Origin of the sequence: Aneurinibacillus aneurinilyticus ATCC 12856, assembly GCF_000466385.1 — a bacterium.
Lineage (GTDB): Bacteria > Bacillota > Bacilli > Aneurinibacillales > Aneurinibacillaceae > Aneurinibacillus > Aneurinibacillus aneurinilyticus.
Genome location: NZ_KE952821.1, coordinates 1 through 25,992, shown reverse-complemented (window position 1 = coordinate 25,992; position 25,992 = coordinate 1). Strand labels below are relative to the sequence as shown.

The window sequence follows — 25,992 nt, the reverse complement described above, 5'->3', positions numbered from 1 at the left end:
GCGCCAGAGACGAAATCGACCGGCAACTGTCTCCTGCCCCTTTAATACTCAGATGTTTTGCCGGTCTGGCCCTGGCGCCACAAAGTGGCTTCGAATTATATGGAAGAATCAGAGGATGGGATCGAAGATGTAAGTTATTTAGTAGTAAGTAGGGGAAAGAAATACTATGCAGAGATACTTGATGATCCTAAGAAAATCCCTTTTACAGCTGAAAATTGTGAAATTTTATTCGGCATCGCAGATGAAATATGTATTGAAAAATTCGGTGAGTCAACTGGGGTATATTAACACAATCAGTTCTTAATCTGTCAAATCAGATGACGAAAGATTACCTTGGATATTATTTTTATTTTCTATCTTCATCTGGGACAAGGTTTTTTTGACACGAGAAGCCAAAACTGCTAGAAGCTTTGATGTTAAAGCGTTTATGGCTCATTATATTCCAAAGTCATTAGGTGGCTATGGGAAGACAGGGTTTATACATGATGCAATAAGACTATCAGGTATAGATGTTAATAAAAATTCACGTAACAATGATTTATTACTTAATGGAATTATTTTCAACATTTTTGAAGGCTTAGAGCATAGCTTAGTCATAGTGAAATTCAAAGCATATGTAAGGGTAGGCAGCATATGTCCTTTCTTTACATATGCTTTTTTATTAGTAATGGAATGCCTTATTTCATGTATATGACCCCTAGTAGACTTGGTGATAACCTTAGTTTTTGTTCTGAATCTTAGAGGGCATACAATAATAAGGATGATACGAGGCTTGAATAAAACCCAGGCTTTCTGCCAATCTTGAAGAACCAACGTTTTCTCGCCTGCACGCCCATACCGGTTCATATCTATTCGTCAGACAATATGAAACCAATGCAGATGCAGCGTAGATTGAGTATCCCTTTTTTCTGAATGTTTCTGTGGTTTCAACACCAAGCTCCAACTTGTCATCAACAATAAAGGAAGAGAAAGACGTACTAACGATCTGATTATCATATAACAAGGCATAGCCTATACCATTCTCAAGAAAATCTTCTGCTGTATTCCAGAACTGTTCAGGTACAACAGAATGTTGAGCTTCATGGATTTTTTCATAAATATCTGAATCAATTTTCTTCAGTGTAAATGGGGCTGGTATGTCGATGTTTATCAATGGGGACGATGGTTTAAACTGATAGTTTATCCTTTCAGTTTGCAGAAAAGATGTGCTGGTATCGCGGGTCAGCATTTTGCTGTTACCCTTATCATTGGCCTGCAGTAACTCTGTTCCTAGTATAGAGGCCAGCTTATGTTCCCATCGCTCGGGATAAGTTAACATGTATTTTGCTGGCAATTCAACAGATGGTGTATTTTTTAAAAAACGCACAAGCTCGTCGTTAAAAGAGTCATTTTCAGCGTTACCGCATAAAAGAGCCATCCCGTATTTATGTACGATCAAGCTTACAGTTGGATGCAGGGAATCGTCGACAAATATTTGTCCATTCACTTTGTTATCGATCACGACTCTAGCAAACAAGGTATTAAATGGAACTTTGCTTACTAACGGAGTTACTATTGAATAATCAGGGGGGGTAAGTTTTATCATACAAATTCTCCATTCAAAAATAACATTTTCCTTTCACATATAATGATTATAAGTACGGAAACCATCAAGTACAATTCGTAATATTTTGCTCTGTACTGGTACAAAAGCATTTCTCGCTTCGTTCGAACTCCACATTTGACGGGAACTTTGGACATATAGACACAAGATTGAGGTGGAAAAAATTTCTCGAAATTAGTTGTCTGGCGCTTCTTTGCCAATTCTACCGATAGTCAGTTATGGTAAATATGCCGTAGTCATTGAATGGACATTTTATAATGTTCCCATAGGCTGAGACACTCACAAAGTCTTATTCGATGAAGTCCGCAAAGCGATGGCTAAACGGGACAACCCGGAGATCACAGTAAAGCGCCAAACAACGTTACTGTGTGTGAATCATCGCCGGGTCTCGTGGAGAGAGGATGACTGCCTAAGGAAAAGGAGAGAAAGGATGAAAAGAAAATTTGAAGAGATTATAGATTACATAGAGGATTTACAAGCACAGAATCAGTTGAAGCAGGGAGAAAAATTGCCTTCTATAAGAGAGATGGCTACGAGATTTACTTGTAATAAAACGACAGTGATAAGAGCGTATAAGGAGCTTGAGTTTAACCATAAGGTATACTCTATTCCAAAAGGAGGGTATTATCTTATCGAAAAAAAGAAAAGAATAAACGATACAAGCAAAACCATTAATTTTACAGAGGTCATGCCCGATACTGCATTACTTCCCTATCTGGAATTTAATCATTGCATCAACAGGGCTGTTGATTTGCATCAAGATCATTTGTTTACATATACCGATCCGCAAGGCTTGTTGTCATTGCGGAAAGCATTGGTTGATCATTTTATAGATCATCAAATCTTCGCTTCTGAGGAACAAATCTGTATTACTTCTGGAGCTCAACAGGCATTAAGCATCTTGTCAAAAATGCCTTTTCCGAATGGGAAGAAGAATATTTTAGTAGAACAGCCTACCTACAGCCTGTTTCAAAAAATAGTGGAGTTGAATGGAGAAAGGGTAATAGGAATAACGAGGGACTTCAATGGGATCGACTTGAATGAACTAGAGCGTATTTTTAAGTATGAAAGCATTAAGTTTTTTTATACCATTCCAAGGTTTCATAATCCGCTCGGGACCAGTTTTTCTGAAAAAGACAAAAAAAGAATCGTTGCTTTAGCAGAGAAATACAATGTCTACATTGTAGAAGATGACTATTTAGCCGATATTGATCCCAATAGAAATGTGCTCCCGGCGTATTATTATGATATATCGGGCAAGGTCGTTTATGTAAAAAGCTTCTCGAAGGCATTTATGCCTGGAATCAGATTAGGTGCAATGGTGATGAACGAAGCATTAAAAGAGGAGTTTTTACATCACAAAAAATGCTCCGATTTAAACACAAGTGTATTGGCTCAAGGGGCTTTGGAGATTTTTATCAACAGTGGAATGTACAAAAAACATATTAACAAGGCACGGGTGGCGTACGGGAAAAAGATGAAATGCCTACGCGATTGTTTGCAGCGTATCAAACATACGGAAATAGAGTTTCTGATTCCGAAGACGGGTTTTTTTGTATGGATACGTTTGAGTCAAAAAATAGATTGTACCAAATTGATAAGTCGGCTCAAAGAGAGAAACGTCTATATCTCACCACCGGAAAAAAATTATCTCAACGATTCTGTTAACGAGAACAGCATTGGAATCTGTATTGCAAAGCTGTCAACAGATCAGATCAGGACAGGGATCAGGATTTTATGTGAAGAGGTAGAGCTGCTGTCGGAACTGCCACGCGTGAAGTCCACCAACGGGGAACCCTGACCGTAATTCTCCCCATTGTCGAGACACGAATTTTTATCGGAACAAAGTCTTGCCTCTTGGTATCTTAAACGCCTCGCCACGTTAGTCGAATCAAGAAGAACCATAAAAAGGTAACTGGCGTATTTAATGGGGATTCGAATTGGTTCACATTAATTCAGGCAAGAAGGAGCTAATACGTGTTGGACCTACTTTCCATTTTAGTATCAAGCACATGGTTTTTGGTGATTACATACAATGTTGTAGATGTCAAGCTCAACGCTTTTTTTAGAACAACAAAATTTATATTTTTTTCCACTATTCGAGAGTATTGGAAAAAAAGTTAAATCCAACATAAGGTGATTTATATTGCTGGGTAAGTGAAATTTGATCGTGATGATAACGAAAAAATGGAAAACGCAAAAACACATGCACTTTCCCAAAATCGAGGTAAATACGTCAACTTTCATAGTTAAAAGATTGAATGCAAGTAGCTTTATTACCTTAAGCTTTTATAGCGCCGGCTGTTTCTTCACGTTTCGGAATCCCATTGCGTCCTGGAAAGTCCGGGGCCAGTTCTCGAGCATTGGGCATCTTGAGCCATAATCTTAACAAATGACGTCTGAGCTCCAGTTCTTCATAATCTTCAAATTGAGTACGGGAATGAAAAACTGTATAATTATTAGCGAATTGGATATCGCCTGGTTCAAGCAACATATCTAGGCGATTATCCTCATCATGAAGAATGGAATCTATAATGTCATAAGCTTCCATCTCCACTTTGGACAACGGGTTTCCCGCTTTCTCATGTGCTAATTCGATATAACCTCGCATATATCGAGAACTTAATTTACCAGCGTGGTAACTAAAGATCGGGGTAAAATCCGGCCCACCGTCACCAAGATTATCCATTAGGACTGGGCGGTAGAGAATTCCAAGATACTCTGGATATTTTTCCAAAATTTCATTATAAAGAGTCATAGCACTTGCCAGGCTACTTAAGCCACCTGATTTTGCTTTACGAAGAGAGAGTAATCCGACCACATCAGATAAATCGGCATGATAGGGAAGACGTTCGCTCGTTTCGTAAACACGGACGGTTTTCGTATCCTTCGCTTCTATGTTCTTGACATGCCCTAAAAGGTCTCCTTTTGCGTTTTGTGTGACCGGAATGCCCATATGAAGCCCAAGACCATAGTAAATGATGCTCGCTTGTTCATCCGTATATCGTTCGATCGGTAATCCACGAAGTAATAGAAATCCCCTTCCATTCTCTAATTCATCAACAAAGTAAGCGATTTCATCAGTGAGGCTAGGAATCGGAAAGTCTTCCTTGGTGAAATCTGGTGCTCGTAAACCCTTTTGTTGTACATGATGTAAAGCGTTTTCAAGAGATACAATCGCTTCTTTAGACCAATAGTAAATCCATGAATTATCCTGTAATAGCTCTTTTCCTTTCCACGCTGCTGATCCTTGAATTTTTTCCTTTAAAATAATTCCCATTATCCAGTCCTCCCTTAATCGAATTAATCTATCAATCTAGAAAATCAGGCTGTTCTTTTTTTGATACGCTCCCATAGAGGCTGGAACTGAAACCAACCGACTTCACTGTTTCCCATTTGCTCGCATGAACCTCCTTTTCCTAAAGATAAAGTATGGAATATTTGAAATAATTTAGGTAAAATATTATATTTAGAAAATAACATCTATTTAGATAAATTGTCAACTGTTAACAGTAAACGTTTTTAAATTACACAATTAAACAAAAAAACCTCAAGGAAGTTCGGGCTCCTCAAGGCTTGTTATATACTATTCATTTAAAACTGAGTTTTTCGTTCGTTATCATCATAAGATATTACTTTTAATATACTTTCTAATCCTTTTTGGATATGTGTGATTATTTCCCTTTCTGCCTTTTCTTCATCCTTTTCAAGAATAGCCTGGTAGATCCGTTCATGATGATCTGGAATATAATAAATATCTTCACTAGGGATGATGTTATTCCGAATATAAATAATTTTAGATTTAATGACTTCCATCAATTGAAGCAATTGCTTATTTCTTGAGCCTTCAATGATTAAATCGTGGAACTTTTGATCTAACAATCCTAATTCTTTAACTTTATTTTGTATGTACGCTTCTTTTGTTTGATGTATGTATTCCAACAGTTGTTTTTGTTCGTCAGCAGAAATAAATTGAGCTGCTAAGCGAACGGCAATAGCCTCTAAACCTTGTCGACATTGAAAAATATCGATAATGTCTTGAGCAGTTGGTTGGAAAACTTGTACAAATCCTTCATCTTGTAAGAGAAGCCCGTCTTGTGTAAGCATCCGAATAGCTTCCCTAATCGGTCCTCTACTAACTCCAAATTTGCTTGCTAATTTGGATTCAACCAGCCGTTCCCCGGGTTGAAAATCTCCTTCCAAGATTGAGGACTTAATAATGTTATAAGCCTGAAGGTGAAGGGGCTCAGATTTCACAATATTATCCACGAATCCATCTCCAATAGATTTTTTTACTGTAATTTTAACATCATTACTTCATAATGTGCTTTTCCTAATAAGTGTATACTAATCTATTGGTATTGAGCAATATGGATGTTTTTGCCTATCCCCCCGAAAAGAGGCTGACATCATCAGTATCGTGCCAGCTGCATGCCAAATGGCAGTCATCATGCCAATGAAAGAATTTAATCGAGTTAGAGACTTAACGCTCTGGCTCGATTTTTGCTGTTATCCGATCCTTTGATTAAAATCATAAAATTTGTTGATGGAATGGATCGGAGGACAAGGTTTCTCAAGTCTAGATGCTCTAAGAGCTAGAGAATATAAGGAATGATTTGTTATTTAATGTTAAAATTCAGGAGAAGGAGGTGTTGTTAATGAAAGTATATAAAATAGAAAATACAACTTTATTTAGAGACACTAAAGTTAGTTCAAGCTATTTTTGTACACAAAACTTTATAAATTTTATTGAAAAAAAGGGAATTAAAGGTGATTGTAAATAATGAGAAACTATGTATTTAATGAATAGTATTGGTTATTTTGAGATAGACCCGCTTTTCCTTGTGGAAGGAATACAGGTTGCTGAGAAGGAAAATTATCATTTAATTCGAATTAGGAATTTGAATCCACAAACAGATTTGAAATGTCACTTAGATTTTTCATCTTTCGACAACAAAACATTTATCAATATGTCATGTATTATACGGAATCATAAAGATCTGAAGGAGCTGAAATGAATGAAAGGCTTAAAAGAAAGCGCCCAACGAGTACAGGAGAAGTTATTGGAATTAGGATATTCAAACAAAGTTTTAGAATTACCAGACAGTACTCGAACAGCTCAAGAAGCAGCGGATGCAATAGGCTGTGAGGTAGCACAAATTGCCAAGTCGATCATTTTTCGTCTTAAAAATTCAAATAAACCGTTATTAATAGTTGCCAGTGGTGTAAATCGTATTAATGAGAAGCAAATTGCTAAACAGCTAAATGAAAAATTAGGAAAAGCCGACGCTGATTTTGTACGTGAATATACAGGGTTTGTTATTGGAGGAGTTCCCCCGTTAGGGCATAAAGAAAATGTTATGACATTCATTGATGAAGATCTTTTTCAATACAACACAATCTGGGCTGCCGCCGGACATCCAAAAGCAGTCTTTCAATTAACTCCTGATGAATTAGTCCAAATGACAAAGGGACAGGTTGTTTCTGTAAAATAATAAACATCTAGATCCTGAAAAATTCATGTCCGGAAAGACGTAAAAAAAGCGGTATTCTTTTCTTAGAGTAATAAAGAAAGGATACCGTTTTTTGCATGAATATAAATATGGTAATATGACTAAATTTATGACGTCGGTCACTATTTTATGACTGCAAATTACCATATAATTCTAATTAGTTACAAATTAAGGGAGGTAATAATATGAGCCAACAGTATTCAGTGACTTTTGTAAACAATTCAACAAATCTTGGTGACGTATGCGTATTTCAAAAGGATCCTAATATCGGGGTCGCAAATGTACAGTCTCTCGCATGGTTTACAAAAACAACGCATCCCAATACAAAGGCCATTTTTAAATGGAACATTGATTACAGTTTTGTTTGGGCTGAAACTGGCGAACTTGTCCCTGGCGTTCAATTCATCGCAAGTGAAGTACTAGAGGCTGACTTAACGCAAAACAATGCGGTTAATCTCTCTTATTTAAATAAAGCATACACATTTACAAAACAAAAGACAGAACAGCCACTTGGCAGTCTCCTGATACATCAAGATCCAAATATTCCCCTCAAACAAGCTTCTGTAGGGATAGGCATGTCCGGAAACGGGACATTCGCAGTACAAGCCCAGCCCAACCTAGATTTAACGTTTACTCCTCATCCAAAGTACTATATCTCATTTGGAACATTTACAGAGGGAGAAGTGCTGGACATAGCACAAATGACCAAGTTTGCAGAACTCAAGTTTGATCCAGGTGTCTATTCAATTACAGCTATATTAAATGCGGATAATACATGGACAATTAAATCTACAAATCAAGTTAATAAAGAATTGGTAGCAGCACGTGCAAATAATCCTACTGCCCAACGACTTCCATAGACATACAACAAGTTGCCCTTCTGCTAAGGTTAGCAGGAGGGCCTTAGTTTTAGGTAGGGCATTCAAATGAATATGAAGGGGCGATAATTTATGCCTGTAGCAGTCCAATGGGATAATAAAGCTATAAAAGATCGAGACGCTTTGATTTCAGATAAAAAATTAACAGAACAACAAATTAATGATGCAGCAGCTGACGTATGGAACTGGGCAAACCAGCAACCTTATGATCCTGGAAGAAAACCGCATAAACTTAAAGGTAAGTTAGAGGGGTATATAGGTTTTCATATAAATGGTCCTTATGTCTTTATCTTGCTTCAAGAATCCACTACTATAACTATAGTAAGGGTAGGTGACTACCATTAAAACTGTTTTTGTTAAGTAAGCCGTCCAAACAGGGCGGCTCTATTTTTATTTTTGGATTAATAAAGGGAAGGAAGGAACCGAAACAGTATCCCCCATCATTCTCCCCTTTCTTTGCTTGCTCAGGCAAAGTGATTAGATGAGATTCGTTGCTCCGCCAAAATGCTGCGGCTGGTGTTGACAAGCCAGAAGCAAGCAGCGTAGTATAAAAAATTGTATCTACTTTCATAATATAAATGTCAGGAGAAGTATCCATGCTAAAAGAATTCTTTATGCTCGTTGCTTTCGATCTGTTCGTTTTTTTAATCATGTTGTTTATTGTATTTAAATTAAAAGCAAGCCCGAATAATCGCCGGCTAAGAATGCTGCTTTTCTTTTGTCTGGCAAGCCAACTTGTAATTACAGGCGCGTTTTTCTTTAAATTACTAAAATAACCAAAGAGAGGACAGGGGATTTTTATTATAAAGCTGCCTAATTAGGCGGCTTTTTTAATTGGATGGGAAAATGCGTTGATAAGTGCAAGCGAGATACAGACACATAAACAACAATTCACATTTATGTCAGTTTGATATTAATTTGCGTAAGAGCAGACGATTTAAAAAAATCCGTTTTACCGCAATAATGATCCGTCTCAAGGTAGCATCCGGCACAACTTTCTCTTAACATTTAAAAAAGCAAACATCACAAGAGAATGTTTTGAAAGGAGGAAAAGATGAAAATGGCAAGAATTCGATTCAGCATATTTTTTAGCGTCTTCGTCGCGATGGTGGGATTGATGATCATCGCTCCGGTCATGCCACCGCTCATACGTGAATTAGGGCTAAGTGAAACCCATTCAGGCCTGATTATCTCCCTTGGCTCCATTGCAATGGCGGCGATGGCACCGGTTTGGGGAAACTGGAGCGATACAAAAGGAAGAAAATATATTATTCTAATTGGTTTTGTGGGCATGTTTGCGAGTTATATTTTGTTCACAGCGACAATGTATGCAGGATTAAGGCATCTTATTAGCGGCGGTCTTTTAGTCGTGCTGCTCGTCGTGGCACGTACTATGGTCGGACTGTTTATTCCGGCTGTTCCATCTTCCGCACAGGCGTATATGGCGGACGTCACAGATGAAAAAGGCCGTTCAGCAGGGATGGCATTAATCGGTGCCGCCAATGGACTAGGTCTCGTGCTTGGGCCTGCGATTGCCGGTGCATTTGCCCTTATCGATCTGATCTGGCCGCTTTATGTCGGTGCACTTTTGCCGCTCATCGCATTTGTCGTGGCGCTCATGTTAATCCCGACCCAAAAATCGATCATTCGGGAAAAAGCTCCAAAGGTACGTCCATTTCAAAAAGGTGTTCGCCTTTATTTATTTGTCGGGCTGGCAACGATGATAAGCATTGTTACTTTGCAGGTGATCGGAGGCTTCTATTTTCAGGATCAATTGTCTTTGACCACACGGGAAACGGCACGAATGGTGTCGTTTGGCCTGATGCTTAGCGGAGTTGCGATGATCGTTACACAGGGACTACAGATGAAAAGATCAAAATTGCAACCTAAAACCTTGATCCTGACTGGATCGCTGCTTTTGATTATCAGCATGGCTCTCTTTTTATTTGTTATCAGCCCGCTAAGTTTTTACGTGGCCTTCTTTTTGTTTGGCATTGGAACAGGATTAATGATGCCAGGCTTTATGACGGGTTCATCGCTTGCAGTTGCCCGGGAGCAGCAAGGGAGCGTAGCCGGTCTTGTGGCATCGGTCCAGGGGGTTTCCGCTGTGATCGCTCCACTTCTCAGCACAATTCTTTATCAACTGGACAAACATATCCCCTTTGCAGTTGTAGCCGCGTTTGTTCTGCTGATGGCCATGACGTTGCTTACCGTGAAAAATGAGCCTTCCCCAAGTTTGTCGGTAACAGAATTAGGAGTCAAGGAAAGTCAGTAATGGCCGGCATAGGAGCGATGGGCGCCGAGCCGCTCGCAAACCGAAAACACCACCTTTTTAGGCGGTGTTTTTTGTTAAATTGTGCAAAGAAAGATTGCCGAAAAAATACATGTCTTAAATTAAGAAAAAACTTATAATTGACAAAAAATAAAGAAACTCGTATATTCTAATTAACGAAGTTATAGCGACAAAAAGCATCTGGAAGCAGAACGATATTTTTTTGTTTAAATAACGACGATATAGCGACAAAATAGGAGGTAGCAAAGAATGGAAAATAAAATAAAAAAAATAATCACTCACATTGTAGAAGTGCCGCTTAAAAATACATGGCAAATTTCTTTGTATTCTGCGAACACAAGACAACATGCCGTTGTAGAAGTGATTTTAGAAAATGGCATCCACGGCTTCGGTGAAGCATCTCCGTCCCCAGCTTTCATGGGAGAGACAGCAGAAACAATTAAGCTAGTAAATGACCTTTATTTAGCGCCAGTGTTAATCGGATTACCTGTCGATGAAATAGCGATTGCACATACGAAAATGGATCAGGCAATTTACGCACAAACAGCAGCAAAATCAGCCATTGACATCGCACTTCATGATGCATGGGGAAAAACATTGAATCAACCGCTCTATAAATTGATTGGTGGGGAAGTTAGAGAAACGGTTCCGCTCACATATGTAGTAGGTATTAAGAATAATGAAGATGCTTACAAAGAAGCCATACGACGAGTGAATGAAGGATTCAACGTGATCAAAATTAAAGTTGGAAATGAACCGAAAAGGGATATCGCTTTAGTTAATCTAATTCGTAAAGCGATAAATGATTCGGGACAAGAGGCAAAGATTCGTCTTGATGCGAACCAGGGATATGATGTGCCGACTGCAATTAAAGTGATTAGGGAACTTGAAGAGACGGGCGAAATTGAATCGGTTGAACAGCCAGTTCGAAAATGGAACATTTTCGGTATAAAAGAAATTCGTGAAAAAGTGAAAACACCAATCATGATTGATGAAACGGTCTTTAGCCTTGAAGATGCGATGAATGCCATCAAACTGGGCATTGCTGATATTATTAATTTGAAAATTTGCAAAGTAGGCGGAATTTATCAATCTAAAAAAATTGCTGCATTGGCGGAAGCGGCAGGTATGTCTTGTACGGTTGGAAGCAATTTGGAGCTCGGCATCGGCATTGCCGCAAGTGCCCAGTTTGTTACAAGCACATCAGTTGTCAAAAATCCGAGCGACTTTATTTGTGGAGCTTACTTGCATGAATATGATATTACTAAAATGCCGATGATGGATTTGGTGAAGGATGGAGCGATGAAGGTTTCAGAAAAACCAGGATTAGGCATTGATGTCAATACCTCATTACTTGGGAAGGGATCAAAATGAACATCTCAATTAAACGATTGCAAAACGATATAGAAAAGTATGCACGTTATGGAAAAGATCCAAACAACGGTATAACAAGACCAAGTTTTTCGGAAGCGGATTTTGAAGTGAGGGACTTATTTATCGACGAACTGAAACAACTTGGGCTTGAAGTAAAAGTTGACGGTGCCTCCAACATATGGGGAGTAATGAAGGGAAATGGTCAGAAGAAGGGCTCCATTGTCATTGGTTCTCATCTTGACACCGTCCCTAATGGCGGGAAATACGATGGTGCTTTAGGTGTCTTAGTTGCAAAGGAAATCATCCGGACATTAAAAGATCATAATATCATTTTAAATCATGATCTTGAAATTGTATCGTTTACCGCTGAGGAACCAAACGATTTTAATGTGTCTACTATGGGCAGCCGCAGTTTTACTGGAAAATTACTTCCTGAATATCTAATGGATGTGACAGATTCAAAAGGCACACGCTTAACCGATTGTTTTAAAAAAGCAGGTGGCGGTTTGGAGCATTTTCCTGAAATGCTCCAAGCACAAAAAGATAAAAAAGCTTTTATTGAGCTTCATATCGAGCAAGGGAAACGTTTGGAGCAACAAAATATTTCGGTTGCTTCCGTTGATAAAATTGTTGGCATTTACCGCGATAAAATGACTGTTATTGGCGAAGCGAATCATGCCGGGACAACGATGATGGAACATCGCTTTGATGCGCTTACAGCCGCAGCGGAAATGGTGCTCATAGCAGAAAAAATGGCAAGAGAGGACCCGAAAGATACCGTTTGTACGGTTGGAAAATTCGACATTTTTCCAAATGCAGCAAATATAATACCGGGCAAAGTAGAGTTTGTTCTCGAAGTCCGTGGAGAAACGGAAGAAGATATTCAACAGCTTGTAGCCAATATTAAAGAGGAATGGGAAAAGATTAGGAAGACACGTAAAGTAGAATTTAAAGAGCAAAATATTCTTAATCAAAAGCCTGTTCATCTAGACACAGATATTATCTCCAGTATTGAAAATGCAGCACAAAAACGTAATGTGCCAATTGTAAGGCTGGCAAGCATGGCTGGACATGATGCAAGCCATATGGCTGATATTTCAAAAACGGCGATGATTTTTGTGAAAAGTATCGACGGAAAAAGCCATTGCCCACAAGAATATAGTGCACCAGATGATATTGAAATCGCCGGTAACGTTATGCTTCGAGCAATTTTAAACGTAGATGAGCAACTTGATTAAAGCAAAAAGGAGGATTTTTTATGATTCATTCACCTTCGCTTTGGGGGCTTGTCCCCCTTATTATCTTCATAGTTCTAATATTGAGAAAATTCAATCCTATCGCTGCTATTTCCGCCGCTATTATTGTTGGAGCTGTTATGAGTGGTTCCGGTTTAATGGAGGTTGCAAAGGTTATTGGAAAAAATGGGCTGACAGATTTTATCGCTTATATTGGCCTGGTTATTTTGGCAGGTGGTGGACTTGGAAAAATCGCGGAAAAAACAGGTGTTGCTCGTAATATTGTATATTTTATTATGAATAAAGTTGGCATTAATACGCCAAATAAAGCGATGATTAGTACAATGATAGCATCATCTTTATTAGCTGCATTACTTGGGACGTTGGCAGGTGCAAATGCCATTGTTGCACCTGTACTTATTCCGGTAGTAGCGGCGGCCGGATTATCATCGAGCGTCGTAGCCATTCTTTTTCACGGCGCAGCGGCTGCAGGAGTTTTAATCGGACCATTTACTCCACCAGTAGTGACATTAATGGAATTAACAGGATTAACGTATCCTCAAGTGCTTTTGTACGCCGGCCTTCCAGTTGCCGTTATTATATGGTTGTGCACATTCGGTTACTCAAAAATAATTCTGAAGAAGTCTCTTATTGAGCATCCTTATCCGGAAGAAGATTTAAGCGGTTTCAATCAGAAAGAATCCGAAATGGAGCCAAAGCAGAAAAAAATTACGACTCAGGCAACGGTTGCCTTTTCAGTAACACTTATCGCATCTATCATATACGGTATTATGATTAAAGGGGGCTCAACGTATACGATTGTCATCATTTTATTAACAGCCATTATAACCGGTCTTGCCGGCAGAATGTCACCGAATCAAATCGCTGATACGTTTGTAGAAGGTGCAAAACCATTGTTGTGGATCTTTATCCAATTTGTTTTATTTACACCGTTTATTTATTTCACCGAAAAAATGGGAGGTTTCGAAGCTCTTAAAAACTTGCTTCTTCCTTATGTAGAAAATGGCGGACAAGCTACAATGGTAATACTAAGCACGATTGTAAACATTGCGGGTATTCCAGGTGCAGCCGTTGCACACTCCATTCTTATGCACAAGATGTTCATTCCAACTGTTACGGACTTACATGTTCCGATGTCTGTCTGGGTGTTGGCACTGCTTGTCGGTTCACAAATGCCGTTCTTCTTGTATCCGACCGGAGATGCCCTGGGGGCAATGGGACTAGCCCGTTCAAAAGATCTTAAAAATGTAATTATCTTTGGTGTGTTTGTAACAATTATCGTTGTTTTATTTATTGTTATACGTGTGTTGTTTTTGTAAACTATAATGAATGAAAAGGGGATTTGATATGGATTGGCAAAAGCTTAGAGAAGATGTAGAAAGAGCAGTATCAAAAGTCGATGGAAAAGTAAGCGTTGCCATTGAAGCAGATAAAGAACACATTTCGATTAATGCAAACGATCCTCTTCCGTCTGCAAGTTTGATTAAAGTTCCCATCATGATTGAAGCATATCGCCAAGCACAGGAAGGCAAATTGAGCCTGGTCAGTGAATATTCCCTCCTACCCGAAGATAGGGTAGGAGGGATGGGAGTTGTTTCTCACCTTTCACCTGAACTTCGCTTGACGTTAAAAGATCTTATTTCGCTTATGATTATAATTTCCGATAATACGGCAACCAACATGGTCATTCGCAAGGTTGGCATAAATACCGTGAATCGGTTGGCAGCTGATTTAAACTGTGGACAAACTGTTTTGGCACGGATGATGATGGATCATGAGGCCGTCAAACTAGGCAAGGATAATATAACATCAGCCAATGACATTGTTCGCTTCTTGAAGGAAATAGTAGAAGGAAGAATGTTAAATGAAGAAAACAAAAAGGCTGCTTATGATACCCTTTTAAACCAACAGTTTAATACAAAACTGCCTGCCTTGATCACAGGCGGATTCTCCCTTAATGCTACTCTTGCTCATAAAACGGGAGAACTTCCAGGCACCGAGCATGATGCTGGAGTTTTTTATATTAATGGAAAGCATACCTATGTAGCTGTTTTAACAACAGAACTGTCTGATAATGCTTCCGGTCAACGAATGATTGCGCAAGTGGGAAAACTTGTTTTTGATTATTTGAACGCATAAGAGCCCAAAGCAAAGGAACACTTCTATTTGATTTTTTAATTTTTCAACGGTTAATATTAAATATAATTAATTTGTCTCTATTTTTTTACGTTTTCGTACAAAATTGAAAATATGTATTAAACTATTTATTAAGATTTTCATTACCGTTGGAGGATAAAATGGTTGTTCAAATTGCAGTGATCGGCTCTGAAAAAATGGTTCACGAAGTTATGTGTTTGAATCAAAATAAACGTATTTATATTAAACCTTTTATTTATGAAAAACCTGAAGAAAGTTTGAAGCTTGTTGAAGAAGCAAAAGACTACACAGTTCTCTTTTTTACAGGTCCTATTCCTTATTATATGGCAAAAGAGAAAATTCAAGAGTACAATTTGCCTGCTGTTTACATTCCCTTTGATGAACTGGCTTTTTCTTTGTCTTTATATCATATACAACATGCATTTGGCATTAATCCATTAAAGCTTTCCATTGATATTCCAAAAAAAGAAGTGGTCTATAATATATTGCATGAATTGAGACTGGACACTGGGTCAATTTTTGTTAAAGAGTTTGAAGATGAGATTAATCAGCATAAGTATACGGACAAGATCGTTCAATTTCATTACGATCTTTGGAACAATGGGGAAACTTCATTTGTTTTGACAAGCGTGCAATCTGTTTACAATGAACTGCAGAAATTAAACATTCCAAGCTTTCGTATGATGATCCCGCGAAAAAATATGGGCGCTACACTTGAGCAAGCTGTAACAATAGGGGAACTTTTGCTAAGTAAATCTTCACAAATTGCTGTTGGGATCGTTCAAATAGCTGATCAACATACTCAGGACCATCATGATGTAAAAAAACTAAAAGTTACTATATACGGATTTCTTACAGAGTTTGCCCGAAAGATGAATGCGTCCGTTAAAATAGTCGATGAACACACGTTTATGATTTATGGAACAAGGGGCGGTGTTGAACAGCTAACTGATCAGTACCGTGTGTTTCCTTTATTGAATGATTTAAAAGAAGTTAACGATGTGAACATTAACTTTGGTTTTGGTTTCGGTATTACGGTGACAGAAGCAGAGGAACATGCACAGATCGGTTTGTATCATGCAAAAAAATTAAACGAGCACAGCGTTTTTATTGTGACGGAAGAAAAGAAGGTAATTGGACCATTAAATAAAAAGATAACCAAAACGTTTGAACTGCAAAGTCAGGATGAGCGTGTTCTTGCAGTGGCTAAAAAAACCGGTATTAGTGTTTCAAACATATCAAAAATAGTTAATTTCACCAATCTACGTCATAATCATGGTTTTTCTGCGAGTGATCTTGCTGATTATTTACAGTTAAGCAGGCGAAGTGCGGAGAGAATGTTAAAAATACTTGTAGAGAAGAATTATGCAGAAATATCTGGTGAAGAACAGCCTTATCAAAAAGGGAGACCACGTTCAATTTATAAAATAAACTTATAAGCCGGCCCCGCTCGCCATTCGTTTTGAGAGTAAAAACTGCTTAAGTTAATGGCAATGAGGTACTTCCTTAAAAAGTTTAAATTAAATCATAAACTTTTGAGAGGATATCGGCATAGTATACAATTATTAATCCAGTTAAAAAGGAGGATATCCATGTCTTCAGTTATTGGCTGTATAAACATAGGAACAATGGATAACGGTTCAACTATTATCGCAAAAAGAACTGCTCTTATTTCTCCTAAAGCCGTTTCAACCTCAAATTCGGGTTCAGGTGCAGCTAATACAGCTAATTTTATGAGAAATTTTAATGCTGTTAATTCAACAAATACCGAACGTCCTCATGTTGCTGATCAAAATATTGCAAGTGCAGTGTAATAAAATTAAGAAGTAAGATAACACACTAACGTAAGGGGTGATGTCTATGTCTTCATTTGTTGGATTTCTAAATATATTAACCATGGATCACGGTTCATCAATAGTCTTGGAAGAATCTTTAATTATTTCTCCCAAAAGCAGCGCAAGAACAAATTCGGGTTCAGGCAGCGGTAATACGGCTAATTTTATGGAAAACTTTAATGGTATTAATTCAACAAACACTGAAGAACCCCATGTCGCTGATCAAAATATTGCAGGTATAGTGTAACAAAATTAAAAATACCGAGGATATGCATGCTTGCAGACGATAAAAATAAACCCTGGTTATCGGATATCATTCCGAAGCCAGGGTTTTCGTTAACTAAAACTGTTCGTGTAGGGAGAGGATTACCTAACGGAACAGTTTACTCCCGAAATAATAAAAATCACTTGACTTTTTTGAAACTACGCAAGAAATCTACTGCAAATTAAAAAATGCGGGTTAACTCCTGAAACATCCGATAAATCATTCATCTTCTCTCTTTATGGGGTCTCGCCGCTACCCCTCATAGTCTTCTAATATTGACAACCCTTCCTCCAACGCCCATCTACTTTGCCGGTGGTGGTATCACGGACATAAATTATTAACAGCATACTTTTTTTCGAATGATGGCGAATTCGTTTCTTTTTGATTTTCAAGCAATATGTCATCAATATGTTAATGCTTTAGTTATTTCTACGTATTAACATATGCAAGAACAAATTACGTAATTTTTTTAAGCATTACACATTCATTGATCATTGAACTTACCAATAAACAGGAGGGAGGGACAGGTGTTGGAGACCACCCAAGTGAACATGGAGATTCACTACAATAAAAAAGAAGATGTCTATGATCAAATCATATCCAAGGAAGAATTTTCCCAGATTTATGAGATGTATAATAAACGGGTCTATAAGTATATCTGTTTCCGGATCAACAATCACTATGCTGCGGAGGATATCTGCAGTCATGTATTCGAAACAGTCATCACTAAATATCATAGCTTCTCACCGGAAAAATCAAAGTTCGAAATATGGCTGTTCGCGATCGTAAGAAACGCTGTAACAGACTACTTTCGCGCACAGAAAAAACGGGCCTTTTTTTCACTGAACACTTTGCTGAATATGGTTTTTATCGAGTCGTCTCCCGAGGATCTGGTCATCCGCGATGACAATAATCAGGAGTTGTTCAAAGCTCTAGCCAGGCTGCGCAACAAAGAACGCAATATTCTCGCAATGAAATATGGAGCCGGTCTGAAAAATTCGGAAATCGCTCAGTTAATGGGTGTAAGTGAATCCAACATTGGCGTTGTAGTGTACAGGAGCTTAAGGAAACTACATAAAATCTTAGTGGCAGGAGGGTTCAAAAATGAGTAAAAAACAGGATCAGGAAGAATTCAAGAATATAGTAAATCTGTTGACAAATGTAGAGTTAACTCCCTCCTCCTCGAAAGACCGGATTTATAATCGTGTGACATACAAAATGGAAACAGAGACCTTGCAACCCTATTGCAAAAAAAAGGATGAGATATCTATGAAGAAAAATAAATGGAGAGCTACAACCGTGATTGCCAGTGCCGTTATCTGTCTTGGTGGCGCATTTTCAACTACTTCTTACGCGCAAGAATTGTTTCAATCGATCCTGGCTCATTATCAAGTTGGGGGAATGGAAATCACACAATATGATAAAGAACTACCTACTCCTGCAGTAAACACGTCGTCTAGTAATCCAGCAAGGAATGACGAGGTAGCCCCATTACCGTCCCCTTTAAAGCTTTCCTTACAGGAAGCTCGCTCGGCAATGGGGATGAACTTTCCTGCACCCTCATGGTTGTCGGACTATGAGTATGTGAATTGTGTAATTCAAGGTGATAAAATGGTTGAGGTACTCTATAAACGAGATAAAAAAACAGTCAATTTGTTGATTTCAAAGGATGATGAAAATGGCATCATCACCACTGATGATGTCAAAGTAGAAACAATTAACGGTACAAAGGTCTATTTTGCAAACGGAATTGTCATTTGGGAGTATGAGGGATTTAGAATAGAATTATACTCGCAAGAGGATTTTGATGCCATTACGCTCGGTAAAATAATCGCTAGCTTAGAGACAGGCAAACCAGTCACGCAAGCGGAAATCGAGAAAGCGAAGGTAAAGATACAGAACGCTGGGCCAAGAGCAACTGCGGCGCCTGCACCTGTAACTCAAAATTAAATATACACCATCCTCTATTGATGATGTTTTACGTCCGGCTCACTTTATTCGAGAAGGGAAAGTTTCTGGACTCATTACGGGCAAGTGCCTTAAATATTATCATTAATGCAATTAGCGTTTGGAACACAGTTTATTTAAGCAAGGCCACAGAACTATTCCAGAATAAAGGAACGCTACGAGAAGATTTATTAAAACATATATCTCCCTTGGGCTGGGAACATATTAATTTCCTTAGGGAGTATACATTTATAAAAAGTTAAGCCGATTTTCCTTAGCGTACAGGAAATCGGCTTTTTCTATGTAAATAAGATGATTGTAAATATAGCAGAAAAAGACGATGCTTATGGAGAGAATTGGAATATACCTGGAGCGGGATTGATTTCAGGAAGAGAGAGCATTCCCTATTTATGAGAGAAGTTGTTGAGATCATGTACCTTACAAAAGAAGGATTTGTTCTAAATGGGGAAAAATATGAAAGATGTATCGGACCAATTCCAGCCACCCTTTTAAAACGGGGGTGGAAGAAACGTTACGATTTTTAATGTGTGATAAAAATTAGGTGCTGGTCTATCTATTTTTAACTTAAGTCCTGGCTTTCTTCAGAAGTAACAGTGATGATAGAAGGGGTTCTTCGTCACTGTACAGATATGGAGATTGATCGAAATTATGTAGGTACACATGGACAAAGCGAGGCTAGCCCTTTGGAAGGAAGTATAAACAGATGAATACGTTATTGAATCGTTATAATACAATAATTTGGATTCGATTGTTCGGGGAGTTGTTGACTAGTCTAACCAATTCCATGATTGCTCCTTTCTTAATTCTATATTTACATCAAAAATTGGATGGCTCGGTAATGCTGCCACTTATGATTGTTGGACTGCAGCCTTTTACGGATATTGTTGTTACTTTGTTTGCAGGCGGGATCACAGACCGGATTGGTCGAAAACCTATTTTGCTCTTTGCGCTCTTTCTTCAAATGTGTGCAATGACGGGGTTTATTTTTGCTGATTCGGTATGGATGTTTGCTAGTGTATATATTGTAAACGGTATTGGAAGATCCTTGTATATTCCGGCACAACGAGCACAAATCGCGGATGCTGTGTCTGAGGAACATCGTTCAGAAGTATTTGCTCTTGTAAGTACAATGGGATATATAAGCATGTCCATCGGTCCATTGCTCGGTGTGATAATGTTTCGCTATAATCCTATTATTTTATTTATATTACAAGCATTGGCTCTGTTTTTGTATTTGATTGTTATTTGGTTAAAGGTTCCTGAAACCATTCCTATTGTAAGAAAGCAAATAAAACAAACTGAGAAGGAAATGGAGAAGCGAAAAACGTTTTTTCTGTTATTGCTTGTACAATTTGTATTCACCATTGGAGAGAGTATCGGCTTGACCCATTTACTGAAATTTGTTTCGGTACTGGCCCCCGTTGATCAACGTGGTAGATATTTTTCCCTGTTCGGTATACATTGGGATATTTCACGAACAGCAGGACCCGCTTTAGGTGGTTTAGTGTTTGAAAACTTTGGTGGACAGATGTTATTTTCTATATCGGCTATCCTTCTTTTGTTTGGCATGATTGCTCAATATCACGTAATTAGAATAATTCACCGAACAAACATTTTATATAGCGAAACTTTTGAACATAAAGGTGTATAGAGAATGTTGTTTACAAGTTTTGCTTATTAAACTAATGGGAATCATCTAACTCTCTATCAAAAAGCAAACTGCTTTTCCCTATATTTTTCGTACCTAGGAAAGTTAATCCCAGTCTATAGTACATCAATACTACGCAGAAACAAACAAAATACACAAAAACGTAAAAAACGGAGTAAGTTCTTTTTAAGAGGGGATTTTATTTAAAATTGACAGTCTTTATTACAATCGATTAAGCCTGTATTAAGGATGGGCTTCATATATAGAAGCATCTTCTGAGCATATACCCCAAACTGAGCCAAAGTTCCCATATTCACTCAAGCAACTAAAAAAGACCGCTGCCCTTTTCATCACGGGAAGATATAATAAAGCTTGCGGGGAATCTGCAACCCGCAACCTGTACGTGGCAGAATTTCCGGCGATACGACGAGGTGACATAGTGGACAAGATAGAGACGGTAGTGACCAAACAGAGAAAGACTTTTAAAGATTATCGGCTGAACCCCATATACAGATGCTGTGCTGTTCGTGAAGAGTTAATCGGTATGATGCTTCAATCAGATCGTTTGACTTGGTGACGATCAATTTCTCATCTATTTTTTCTAAAGCGTTCATGTCACACCTCATCTTCGCCATCTTTTTGTTCTATTATACTATAGATTATCGACGAACTATCACAAATTTTAAACTTGTGATAGTTGACCCTGTTTTTGCGATAGTTCGCCCTGTTTATGTGATAGTTAGGCTCTATAAATCTAGTGATATCAAGGGTTTCAAGCTCCCGAAAACATATAAAACATATAAAACGACGTCAAGATCTGTCGACGTCGATTCATATAAAATAAAGCAAAAAAATATGGGGAATAGTTTACTTTTTATACAGAATATGGGTATAATTGCACTGTAAGTTACACATAATTCTAAATTTGGAGTATAATATGAAAAATAAAACATTTAAAGTTCTATCAACAACTGCATTAATCACTGCTTTACTTACACCTTCCGTATTTGCAGAAGAATCAAATAATTCATCAGAGAACTCTCCTATAACAACAATTGAAGAATTGGATAAACAATTTGATCCTGAAACTGCGACAGATGATATTCTTTTTGCTGACACCACTGAAGTCAATGAAAAAGTCTCGCCCATACTAAATGAAAAAGTTATCAGTATCTTAGAGAAAAACAATATTGACTTTCAGATTATAGATGGTAATTTAAAGTTAAATGAAACATCACCTGAAGCTATAACTAAGGTCAATCAGTTGCTTAGCCAACAGTCACAAACCAATGGTAACGTTAGCCTTGCTGCTACTTACCCAACTGCCTATGTACACATGAGAGGGTATGACATTAATACCTCAAAAAAATTTAGAGCAGCAACAAAAACAGCTTTAGGAGCAGCTGTTACTGAGTGGGCAAAATCTAAAGGATTAGCAAGTCCATATCAAATTGGTGTAGCCGCTGCTGCTGGATTCGGCTTGTATTATTTCATAAGAGCTGATGAAGAAAACTTATATTTCGCTATTAAATACTACTACAGAGAACTAGGTAGAGAACTAGGTCCTGGAAGATTTGATGGGAACGGTAATTTTATAGGAGACTATGAAATCAAAAAAGAAACAAGAGTTACAAAAAATTCTGATTATACTGGAGGTTCTGTTACACCAGATGTAAGAAGATCTACTATATTAGAACCTACTTTCTAAAGTGAGATGGTTAAATTTTGGGATACTTTATTTTTTTCATACTCAACTTTATAATAGCTTACTTTATCTACGATGACTCAAGCTATGTTAAGCCTTTAGTGCATTCTATTCTTTTGCTGATTGTGGTTGTTATAATGGATTTAATTATGAAAAACAAAAAGAAAAGAAAAAATTAATCGAGTTAATGAACAAATACAAATTAAAGTTAGCAGTATAAAGGATGCCTCCCTATTATGATTTTAGGTAGGCATCTTACATTCATAAGAACTTAATTTTCACTCTACATTCCTTTTTTAGCATCCTTTGCTTGCTTCTGAAGCTTTACAAAACTATCTGTGTACTTCACGTTCGGCGGGAACGTAGCAACCTGGGCATAACCTTCTTTCACTAATGTCTGGTTCAGCATTTCAGCTTTCGGATTCTTAGCATTTCCTAACCATACATACGCCAGCAGACGCCCGTATTTGTCCCTCTGTTGAACGTCAAACTCTAAGGTTACTTGTTTTTGCGCTTCCTTGTGTAAGCAAAGACTTCTGAGCCGTATGGTTGTACTGGTTTATTTGGATGGACCGTTTCTGGCCGAGCAATTCAACCTGAAGATATCGTTATATTTGAATCATTAGATGATGAATTCCGCTTTATTGCAGTTGATAGAGATAGTAATCATGCAAAAGGAAGAATTTTAGATATGTCACAAGAATCTTTTGCTAAAGTATATCCTTTGAAAGAAGGACATTTTCCAGGAACGATTACTTGGCGGGAGTAATCTACATATTCTGAGTTGAGCATTTACTAGAATAGACTTTTTATATACTGACTTATTTGGGTTTGACGGTAAAAGCAAAGATAATTTCATTATTTTTGTTAAAATCGCTCAAGCCCAAATTTGTTTTTGTAATTTTTTCCTTAGTATATCGAATCGGAAGAGGGTTTTTTTATGAAACAAAAAAGCGGACTGGTTGCCTCCCTATTTTTACTTATGTTTATTTTCTGTGGTTGTGCTAAAAATCCCACAAATACTACTCCTATTCATAAAAATAACAACACCTTAGATAACGAAAAAATTGTTGTATCAGCATATAATCGGGAAGGAAAAAGCAGTATAACATTGGTTAATCCCGAGAATGGGCTCGGAGAAGTATTGCTTGATAATCGTGAAGTTTGGTTGAGTGGGGAAGTTTCTAGTGATAAAAAGTCTCTTGTTTATGTAGACGCTCTAGGTGATACAGGAGCATGGAATGTTTTTTTGCGAGATTTAAAAACGAAAAAGATATATCAAGTTACAAATGATTCTCTAGGGAAATTAAGTGCCCGATTTGGTGATAAAAATGGAAAGGTTATTTACAGTGAAGTCATGGGAAGTTCCGTTCCAGCTTCTAAAATCGCGAAAATTGACACGGAAAGTAAAAACTCGGTGTTACTTGATTCAGATCAAAAAGATAGGGCAGCTGAGAGGTTTGATGTGTTTGAAAATAAAATTGTAGGTGTTTTTGTTTCAGAATCTCAAAATAATAAAAGATGGGAGGAAGCTAACATGAAAGACATTGAACTAAGGCAGCTTCCTTATTCAATATGTGAAATGGACAAAGACGGCAAGAATATAAGAGAAATAAGCAAGATAAATGCTATTGATATTGACTTTATTTCATATGGGGCTGACGGTAAATATATAACATTTGGTGGGAAGAAAATTGGAAATGATAGTGGTAGTGGAATTTATAAATTATCCATTGAAAATGGAAAATTAGAAAGGTTATTAACGGATACGATGCTTAAAGAAAAAGAAAAAAGTATTGTATCTGAGATAGGACCGGGACGTTATGGAGTTCTTTCTAAAGATGAAAAAAAATTATATTTCGCAGGTGTACCTAAGGATGCTAAAGAGATGACTTTCAAAGATATAACAAGTAAGCCTCGATCCTTATATCAGTATGATTTAGAAACAAAAAAAATTGAACAAATATACGATCCAAAGGAGCCAGTGATTATTACTGATGTAACAATTTCATACTAAATGGAATCCTGAAAGTAGCCGCTAAAAAAGAACCTGGTAACTTTGATGTTCGAACTGTGAACTTCAATGTATATAAATTACACTGTATATAAATTACACTTGATATTTTGACAAGGAAGTGTGGTTGGAAGAAGGAGGGGGTGGATGCGCTCTGCAATCCAGCAAATATGCCTTTTTCTGACCGCTCCCGCCCACTGCCCTTCCTTCTTTTCTTACCTCCCATCATAAAGGTGTCCATGCTGCGGAAAATCTGGAAAAATAACAATATAGAAGCGTCTGAGCCTGCCAATTCAATTGTTTTTTATAAATTCTGTTTCATATGAGTATGGGAGAAACTTCTTTTTTGCCTGTACCTTGGGATTTATGAAAACCATTGTATAACCTCATATTTGACTTTTGAAATAGTGGAGTGGATCGCTTTGCAAAACAAAATTCCTAGACAACCAAGTAGGTACTTTTAAAAAAAACACGGATTTTCCTTCTTAAGCGAGGGGATTTTTCATTTTTAATGTATAATATAAAGGGAACCAACAAGTATAGTCATCGACCGGAAAGAAATTTAATTCCAATAAGAGGACTAAAGAGAATTTATGGACAATAAAATGGGTATCAAGATAGTATATGTAATGGGTAACACAGTATATTTAAAAATTCCTACAAATAGAAAAACATATAAGGGAATTCGTCATTCCAAGTTTTTAAAAGGCCATAGTGGTGTAATTGTTAGACCTAGACCCAGAACGGTAGGCACTATTAATCGAATCCTTGGTGCTGCAAAAGCAAACTTAGCGGTAGAAGGATTTAAATTTACAACAGAAGAAGAAAATCTTGCAAAGGCAAAGGCTCGTCTGCGTGGTGAGATGAGCCATCAGGAGTACCTCAAACGGGTATTGGAGATGAAATAATTTGACCAGATATGGTGCTGATCAATGTCCATACTGTTACCCCGGAACAGAGGTTTTAAAAAACAAATTTAATATAAGGAATGAAAAAAAACTATCTGATCTTGAAAAAATGTCAACTTTAATTCGAGATGCTGAATTGGTCGAAACACCGATTAAGGGTCTTTTTGATTTAAATCATCTTCAGAAAATCCATCGATATCTTTTCCGCGACATTTATGATTTTGCTGGAAAAACAAGAACAATAATCCTTTTCGTGAGGGAAACGGGCGAACGCAACGTGTGCTTTTATCCGTTGTGTAGCTCAAAATGCAGGATTTGAATTAGAGTGGGATGCGTCTAAAAAGCCTATCCGTAGTTTTGTGTACACACAATCACGGATAGGCTTTTTATTCCAATCGAGTTGCGGATTTAGTTGGTGTTATACTTAGATAGAATATTGATATTCTGGAGGATAGGGTATGAATCTTAGAAACGAATACGAAAAACTCCATCTCCAACTTAAACAAATGTAGTGACTGTCTTTGTGTCGTCCGACAATAGGTGTTTGTGGCAATCTAAAAATGTAGCGTTTGGCA

General features: G+C 37.6%; 26 protein-coding genes and 3 pseudogenes. 25 read left to right on the top strand and 4 right to left on the bottom strand.

The features are described 5' to 3' along the window. Nucleotides 1-99 precede the first annotated feature (99 nt). Both HMPREF0083_RS15415 and HMPREF0083_RS28155 read left to right on the top strand, forming a co-directional pair. Entirely contained in the window at nt 100-288 is a 189-nt protein-coding gene (locus HMPREF0083_RS15415) for a hypothetical protein (protein ID WP_021622476.1), read from the top strand. 91 nt (nt 289-379) lie between these two features. Beyond that, a complete protein-coding gene (locus HMPREF0083_RS28155) occupies nt 380-694 on the top strand; it encodes a hypothetical protein (protein WP_021622475.1) in 315 nt (104 codons plus the stop codon). A 24-nt stretch (nt 695-718) separates the two neighbouring features. On the opposite strand, the gene HMPREF0083_RS15410 is transcribed toward HMPREF0083_RS28155, so the two are convergent. After that, a complete protein-coding gene (locus HMPREF0083_RS15410) occupies nt 719-1,585 on the bottom strand; it encodes a GNAT family N-acetyltransferase (protein ID WP_021622474.1) in 867 nt (288 codons plus the stop codon). A gap of 448 nt (nt 1,586-2,033) precedes the next feature. Here HMPREF0083_RS15410 and HMPREF0083_RS15405 point away from each other — a divergent pair, with 448 nt between their 5' ends. After that, nucleotides 2,034-3,404: an aminotransferase-like domain-containing protein gene (locus HMPREF0083_RS15405; protein ID WP_051354678.1), complete on the top strand. Its 1,371-nt coding sequence runs from the start codon at nt 2,034-2,036 to the stop codon at nt 3,402-3,404. A 480-nt stretch (nt 3,405-3,884) separates the two neighbouring features. On the opposite strand, the gene HMPREF0083_RS15400 is transcribed toward HMPREF0083_RS15405, so the two are convergent. Beyond that, nucleotides 3,885-4,883, bottom strand: coding sequence for a TauD/TfdA family dioxygenase (locus HMPREF0083_RS15400; RefSeq protein WP_021622472.1), 999 nt, complete (start codon nt 4,881-4,883; stop codon nt 3,885-3,887). A gap of 314 nt (nt 4,884-5,197) precedes the next feature. Further along, entirely contained in the window at nt 5,198-5,872 is a 675-nt protein-coding gene (locus HMPREF0083_RS15395; protein ID WP_021622470.1) for a GntR family transcriptional regulator, read from the bottom strand. Nucleotides 5,873-6,261: 389 nt separating this feature from the next. Here HMPREF0083_RS15395 and HMPREF0083_RS29795 point away from each other — a divergent pair, with 389 nt between their 5' ends. The 20 genes and pseudogenes from HMPREF0083_RS29795 (at nt 6,262) to HMPREF0083_RS15305 (ending at nt 22,498) form a co-directional block, all read left to right on the top strand. Next, nucleotides 6,262-6,387, top strand: coding sequence for a hypothetical protein (locus HMPREF0083_RS29795; RefSeq protein WP_262360679.1), 126 nt, complete (start codon nt 6,262-6,264; stop codon nt 6,385-6,387). A gap of 234 nt (nt 6,388-6,621) precedes the next feature. After that, the gene (locus tag HMPREF0083_RS15385; protein WP_021622468.1) at nt 6,622-7,098 is read left to right on the top strand and encodes a YbaK/EbsC family protein; all 477 of its coding nucleotides are present in this window, start codon (nt 6,622-6,624) and stop codon (nt 7,096-7,098) included. A 203-nt stretch (nt 7,099-7,301) separates the two neighbouring features. Further along, entirely contained in the window at nt 7,302-7,976 is a 675-nt protein-coding gene (locus HMPREF0083_RS15380) for a hypothetical protein (protein WP_021622467.1), read from the top strand. A gap of 90 nt (nt 7,977-8,066) precedes the next feature. Further along, nucleotides 8,067-8,339 (top strand): type II toxin-antitoxin system RelE/ParE family toxin, encoded by a 273-nt coding sequence (locus HMPREF0083_RS15375; protein WP_021622466.1) that lies wholly within the window; start codon nt 8,067-8,069, stop codon nt 8,337-8,339. A 251-nt stretch (nt 8,340-8,590) separates the two neighbouring features. Further along, the gene (locus HMPREF0083_RS15370; protein ID WP_040303000.1) at nt 8,591-8,770 is read left to right on the top strand and encodes a hypothetical protein; all 180 of its coding nucleotides are present in this window, start codon (nt 8,591-8,593) and stop codon (nt 8,768-8,770) included. Nucleotides 8,771-9,054: 284 nt separating this feature from the next. Then, nucleotides 9,055-10,269 (top strand): MFS transporter, encoded by a 1,215-nt coding sequence (locus HMPREF0083_RS15365; RefSeq protein ID WP_040303007.1) that lies wholly within the window; start codon nt 9,055-9,057, stop codon nt 10,267-10,269. Nucleotides 10,270-10,536: 267 nt separating this feature from the next. Continuing rightward, nucleotides 10,537-11,661, top strand: coding sequence for a mandelate racemase/muconate lactonizing enzyme family protein (locus tag HMPREF0083_RS15360; RefSeq protein ID WP_021622462.1), 1,125 nt, complete (start codon nt 10,537-10,539; stop codon nt 11,659-11,661). Further along, nucleotides 11,658-12,899, top strand: a complete 1,242-nt coding sequence (locus tag HMPREF0083_RS15355) for a M20 family metallo-hydrolase (RefSeq protein ID WP_021622461.1) — start codon at nt 11,658-11,660, stop codon at nt 12,897-12,899. Before HMPREF0083_RS15360 ends, HMPREF0083_RS15355 begins: the two co-directional genes overlap by 4 nt. A 20-nt stretch (nt 12,900-12,919) precedes the next feature. Beyond that, nucleotides 12,920-14,236: a Na+/H+ antiporter NhaC family protein gene (locus tag HMPREF0083_RS15350; protein ID WP_021622460.1), complete on the top strand. Its 1,317-nt coding sequence runs from the start codon at nt 12,920-12,922 to the stop codon at nt 14,234-14,236. A gap of 28 nt (nt 14,237-14,264) precedes the next feature. Further along, entirely contained in the window at nt 14,265-15,056 is a 792-nt protein-coding gene (locus HMPREF0083_RS15345; RefSeq protein WP_040302998.1) for a serine hydrolase, read from the top strand. 158 nt (nt 15,057-15,214) lie between these two features. Continuing rightward, a complete protein-coding gene (locus tag HMPREF0083_RS15340; protein WP_021622458.1) occupies nt 15,215-16,513 on the top strand; it encodes a hypothetical protein in 1,299 nt (432 codons plus the stop codon). A 153-nt stretch (nt 16,514-16,666) separates the two neighbouring features. Then, the gene (locus tag HMPREF0083_RS15335; protein ID WP_040302997.1) at nt 16,667-16,888 is read left to right on the top strand and encodes a spore germination protein; all 222 of its coding nucleotides are present in this window, start codon (nt 16,667-16,669) and stop codon (nt 16,886-16,888) included. 46 nt (nt 16,889-16,934) lie between these two features. Next, nucleotides 16,935-17,156, top strand: coding sequence for a spore germination protein (locus HMPREF0083_RS15330; RefSeq protein WP_021622456.1), 222 nt, complete (start codon nt 16,935-16,937; stop codon nt 17,154-17,156). A 545-nt stretch (nt 17,157-17,701) separates the two neighbouring features. Continuing rightward, on the top strand, nt 17,702-18,286 hold the full coding sequence (locus HMPREF0083_RS15325; RefSeq protein WP_245191345.1) for a sigma-70 family RNA polymerase sigma factor: 585 nt from the start codon (nt 17,702-17,704) through the stop codon (nt 18,284-18,286). Then, entirely contained in the window at nt 18,279-19,124 is an 846-nt protein-coding gene (locus tag HMPREF0083_RS15320) for a hypothetical protein (RefSeq protein ID WP_021622453.1), read from the top strand. Before HMPREF0083_RS15325 ends, HMPREF0083_RS15320 begins: the two co-directional genes overlap by 8 nt. A 77-nt stretch (nt 19,125-19,201) precedes the next feature. Continuing rightward, a pseudogene (locus HMPREF0083_RS27305) lies at nt 19,202-19,384 on the top strand (Tn3 family transposase); the annotation flags it as partial. 46 nt (nt 19,385-19,430) lie between these two features. After that, nucleotides 19,431-19,683 (top strand): annotated as a pseudogene (locus tag HMPREF0083_RS29435) (epimerase); the annotation flags it as partial. 22 nt (nt 19,684-19,705) lie between these two features. Next, nucleotides 19,706-19,822 (top strand): annotated as a pseudogene (locus HMPREF0083_RS30165) (Tn3 family transposase); the annotation flags it as partial. Nucleotides 19,823-19,845: 23 nt separating this feature from the next. Continuing rightward, nucleotides 19,846-20,793, top strand: a complete 948-nt coding sequence (locus tag HMPREF0083_RS15310) for an MFS transporter (RefSeq protein ID WP_051354676.1) — start codon at nt 19,846-19,848, stop codon at nt 20,791-20,793. 934 nt (nt 20,794-21,727) lie between these two features. Further along, nucleotides 21,728-22,498, top strand: coding sequence for a hypothetical protein (locus HMPREF0083_RS15305; protein ID WP_021622445.1), 771 nt, complete (start codon nt 21,728-21,730; stop codon nt 22,496-22,498). 280 nt (nt 22,499-22,778) lie between these two features. Here the strand turns inward: HMPREF0083_RS15305 and HMPREF0083_RS29430 are convergent, their stop codons facing one another. Beyond that, complete coding sequence (locus HMPREF0083_RS29430) at nt 22,779-22,949, bottom strand: thermonuclease family protein (RefSeq protein WP_245191346.1); 171 nt, start codon at nt 22,947-22,949, stop codon at nt 22,779-22,781. Nucleotides 22,950-23,435: 486 nt separating this feature from the next. Here HMPREF0083_RS29430 and HMPREF0083_RS15295 point away from each other — a divergent pair, with 486 nt between their 5' ends. Both HMPREF0083_RS15295 and HMPREF0083_RS15290 read left to right on the top strand, forming a co-directional pair. Next, a complete protein-coding gene (locus HMPREF0083_RS15295; protein WP_021622443.1) occupies nt 23,436-24,512 on the top strand; it encodes a TolB-like translocation protein in 1,077 nt (358 codons plus the stop codon). A gap of 590 nt (nt 24,513-25,102) precedes the next feature. Further along, complete coding sequence (locus HMPREF0083_RS15290) at nt 25,103-25,417, top strand: hypothetical protein (protein WP_021622441.1); 315 nt, start codon at nt 25,103-25,105, stop codon at nt 25,415-25,417. Nucleotides 25,418-25,992 lie beyond the last annotated feature (575 nt).

Excerpts from the sequence above, each read along its gene's own strand:
- HMPREF0083_RS15410 (WP_021622474.1), bottom strand. The coding sequence starts at position 1,585 with ATGATAAAACTTACCCCCCCTGATTATTCAATAGTAACTCCGTTAGTA.
- HMPREF0083_RS15375 (WP_021622466.1), top strand. The coding sequence starts at position 8,067 with ATGCCTGTAGCAGTCCAATGGGATAATAAAGCTATAAAAGATCGAGAC.
- HMPREF0083_RS15400 (WP_021622472.1), bottom strand. The coding sequence starts at position 4,883 with ATGGGAATTATTTTAAAGGAAAAAATTCAAGGATCAGCAGCGTGGAAA.
- HMPREF0083_RS15330 (WP_021622456.1), top strand. The coding sequence starts at position 16,935 with ATGTCTTCATTTGTTGGATTTCTAAATATATTAACCATGGATCACGGT.
- HMPREF0083_RS15350 (WP_021622460.1), top strand. The coding sequence starts at position 12,920 with ATGATTCATTCACCTTCGCTTTGGGGGCTTGTCCCCCTTATTATCTTC.
- HMPREF0083_RS15320 (WP_021622453.1), top strand. The coding sequence starts at position 18,279 with ATGAGTAAAAAACAGGATCAGGAAGAATTCAAGAATATAGTAAATCTG.
- HMPREF0083_RS15365 (WP_040303007.1), top strand. The coding sequence starts at position 9,055 with ATGGCAAGAATTCGATTCAGCATATTTTTTAGCGTCTTCGTCGCGATG.
- HMPREF0083_RS15415 (WP_021622476.1), top strand. The coding sequence starts at position 100 with ATGGAAGAATCAGAGGATGGGATCGAAGATGTAAGTTATTTAGTAGTA.
- HMPREF0083_RS15385 (WP_021622468.1), top strand. The coding sequence starts at position 6,622 with ATGAAAGGCTTAAAAGAAAGCGCCCAACGAGTACAGGAGAAGTTATTG.
- HMPREF0083_RS15340 (WP_021622458.1), top strand. The coding sequence starts at position 15,215 with ATGGTTGTTCAAATTGCAGTGATCGGCTCTGAAAAAATGGTTCACGAA.
- HMPREF0083_RS15310 (WP_051354676.1), top strand. The coding sequence starts at position 19,846 with ATGAATACGTTATTGAATCGTTATAATACAATAATTTGGATTCGATTG.
- HMPREF0083_RS15345 (WP_040302998.1), top strand. The coding sequence starts at position 14,265 with ATGGATTGGCAAAAGCTTAGAGAAGATGTAGAAAGAGCAGTATCAAAA.
- HMPREF0083_RS15355 (WP_021622461.1), top strand. The coding sequence starts at position 11,658 with ATGAACATCTCAATTAAACGATTGCAAAACGATATAGAAAAGTATGCA.
- HMPREF0083_RS15405 (WP_051354678.1), top strand. The coding sequence starts at position 2,034 with ATGAAAAGAAAATTTGAAGAGATTATAGATTACATAGAGGATTTACAA.
- HMPREF0083_RS29795 (WP_262360679.1), top strand. The coding sequence starts at position 6,262 with ATGAAAGTATATAAAATAGAAAATACAACTTTATTTAGAGACACTAAA.
- HMPREF0083_RS15305 (WP_021622445.1), top strand. The coding sequence starts at position 21,728 with ATGAAAAATAAAACATTTAAAGTTCTATCAACAACTGCATTAATCACT.
- HMPREF0083_RS15360 (WP_021622462.1), top strand. The coding sequence starts at position 10,537 with ATGGAAAATAAAATAAAAAAAATAATCACTCACATTGTAGAAGTGCCG.
- HMPREF0083_RS15380 (WP_021622467.1), top strand. The coding sequence starts at position 7,302 with ATGAGCCAACAGTATTCAGTGACTTTTGTAAACAATTCAACAAATCTT.
- HMPREF0083_RS15290 (WP_021622441.1), top strand. The coding sequence starts at position 25,103 with ATGGACAATAAAATGGGTATCAAGATAGTATATGTAATGGGTAACACA.
- HMPREF0083_RS15335 (WP_040302997.1), top strand. The coding sequence starts at position 16,667 with ATGTCTTCAGTTATTGGCTGTATAAACATAGGAACAATGGATAACGGT.
- HMPREF0083_RS15370 (WP_040303000.1), top strand. The coding sequence starts at position 8,591 with ATGCTAAAAGAATTCTTTATGCTCGTTGCTTTCGATCTGTTCGTTTTT.
- HMPREF0083_RS15295 (WP_021622443.1), top strand. The coding sequence starts at position 23,436 with ATGAAACAAAAAAGCGGACTGGTTGCCTCCCTATTTTTACTTATGTTT.